The sequence below is a fragment of the Succinivibrio sp. genome (assembly GCF_045124615.1).
GTDB classification, from domain to species: Bacteria; Pseudomonadota; Gammaproteobacteria; order Enterobacterales; family Succinivibrionaceae; genus Succinivibrio; species Succinivibrio faecicola.
Map to the genome: position 1 here is coordinate 1 of NZ_JBGVMC010000124.1, position 2,487 is coordinate 2,487.

At 34.9% G+C, this 2,487-nt stretch carries 1 protein-coding gene and 1 pseudogene; both read left to right on the forward strand.

Annotation, left to right across the window (positions count from 1 at the left end; genetic code table 11):
* Positions 1–346: 346 nt before the first annotated feature.
* Positions 347–1,426, forward strand: a complete 1,080-nt coding sequence (locus ACJML3_RS03395; protein ID WP_406020625.1) for a hypothetical protein — start codon at positions 347–349, stop codon at positions 1,424–1,426.
* A gap of 27 nt (positions 1,427–1,453) precedes the next feature.
* Positions 1,454–2,487 (forward strand): annotated as a pseudogene (locus tag ACJML3_RS03400) (hypothetical protein); the annotation flags it as partial.

Sequence of the window (2,487 nt, forward strand, 5' to 3'; positions counted from 1 at the left end):
TCATGAAGTTTGACAGAGAAAAGGAAAGTGATAAAAGATACAGGCTCAAGAGCAAAAATATGAAGATAAGTCAGCTTGATATCAAAGAGAACATCAAAGCTCAGGCATATAAGGAGGAGCAGTTTTTATCATCTGAAAATGATAATGAGATTGCAGATCTGATTTTTGAATAGAGCATTCATACTCTTTTTTTTGCATCATTTTTTTATATAAATCAAAAAATTGATAAATATTGGTGAGATTTAATATAAATTCAATGTTTATCAAAGAATTAACAGCCATTTACTGCTAATCTTAGAGAAAATAACTGTCTTTTCACCTTTATTATAAAAAAGAGTATGTATCTATGCTTGCAATAATGCTGTTCCTGCTTGTTTTATCGCTGGTACTGACTTATATAAACAAGAGAATTTCACTATTCATGTTCCCTGACAGTGTTCAGGTGACAAAAACTCAAAGCTTCTTATCCTGGTTTGGTATGGCCGGTGTATTTGTAAGCCTTCCATTCTTATGGGATGGAGACTATTCAAATGGTCTTTATCCTTTTGTATCAGGTTTAATCAGTTTTTCTCTTGCTATTGTTCTTGTATTTATATCTAATTCAAATCTTAATACACAATTTGATCAGTACGAGAAGATCTACTTAAATTCTGATGATACTTTGGTAGTTCCAGGTAATGACACCTATGGCTTTTTAGATGGTGCTTTAAAGAGAATAAAGCAGATTGGTCCTAAGTATTATTTTAAAGAGCTTCAGGCAAGAGAAAAGGCATGCTCATCACTTGCTATAAGCCTTATCAATGACAGTGTAGAGGAGACACTTTCAAATATGCGTACTCTTCCTTGGGTTGTTGATAATGCTGTAAGTGACAAAGCTCAGTTCATTTTTTTAATGCAGTATCTTCTAAACAGATTTGACAGAGAAAAACTTTATTCAAATTTCTCTTTAATCATTAAAAATGCACTTTCATTAGGTTCACTTATAGGCCTTAAGCTTAATGACTATCCATATCCTCTTGCAAAAATCATTGCAGAGAATGAGGCTCTGATGTGTCTTTTAGGCAGACAGACTGGCACAAACTTCGTGATTGATGTAGACAGCTATATCTGTGATGACGATGAGAATGTTGTTTGTGTATTTCCTGCAAAGCGTTTTGATATTGTAAATCAGGATAATGCATTCATTGACAAACTGCAGTTTTTCTATAAAAAATTACTGTCTGTTGCCGATAGTTATATTATCCTCACTAATACTCATGTGATAATCTGCTGTGGACAGAGTCAGACTGTTCTTGATATTGAAAGTCAGGTACTTTTGACAAAGCAGAACGACTGTTTTAGCTTTGATGAAAAGGTATATTTTAGTGTAGACGATCCTGATTACTTCAGTTATGTTATGGATACTGTTCTTCACAAAAAATCATAATAACAAGAATAAATCAGGTTCACGATAATGAGCGACGCTGTAGAAAACAAGCCTTTAAATGAAAATGCACCAGATATTAACAATTCGAAAGATGGTGCTGCAACTTCAGAACAAAAGGCAAATAATGATAAATTAAAGAATTCACCTTTTGCAATAAAGCTTAACAAAACAGTTTCTGATATCTGTTCACGTTGTGGCGTACCTATTGCAGATATTAAAATATCCGAACCTATAGTTTTCAGTGCAAGTATTACATGCTCTTTTGTATGGTCATTCAAGTGCCGTTGCACAGACAAGGTTTTAAAAACAATTCCTGAGGATGCAACTATTCTGTCTATTCCTGCACTTGATGCTTTTACACAGACAAATTCAAAGGAGCTTGAAAAAGAGAGTAAAAAGACTGAAGCTTTCATGAAGAAGCTTGAAAGTGCCTCATTTGAAGAGGAAAACGAGCTTTCAGGTCAGATTGTCTGTTTCAATCGTTTAAGTGCAATTGGCCGTTCTAAGTGCAAGTCATGTCATGGAACCTCCCATGTAAAATGCGATAAGTGTAACGGCAAGGGTAAACTTGTATGTCCTGCCTGCAATGGCAGTGGTAACAACTGTCATGTATGTCATGGTAAAGGCTATGTTATATGCTCAACATGTCAGGGAAGTGGTAAAAAACACTGTAGTGTGTGCAAAGGTAAAGGCGAGACAATAGTTGAGCGTGAGATAATTTATGATGCCTCATGTCAAAGACAGCTGTCCATTTCACTTAATATTCCTGGTATGCAAAATCCGATTACAGAGTTTTCAGACAGGGACAGAAAGTGCATTTTAAAAAATGCTGTTTTTACAGATGGAGGATCTGGGCATTCAACAGCACGAGGCTATACTACAAGCTTTATAGGAAAAGCTCCCTGTTATGCTGTAAATGTATTTATCAGGAACATTAAAAAGCCATTTTATTTCATTTTGTGCGGAGATAACCTTCAGGCAATATGCAAGCCAAATATTATTGATTTTGCATTCATGAATGAATCTCAGATCTTGTCAGATACTCTTATTACATCTGCAGA

What these genes read in the sequence shown, in the direction of transcription:
- ACJML3_RS03395 (WP_406020625.1), top strand. Translation starts at nt 347, where the DNA reads ATGCTTGCAATAATGCTGTTCCTGCTTGTTTTATCGCTGGTACTGACT.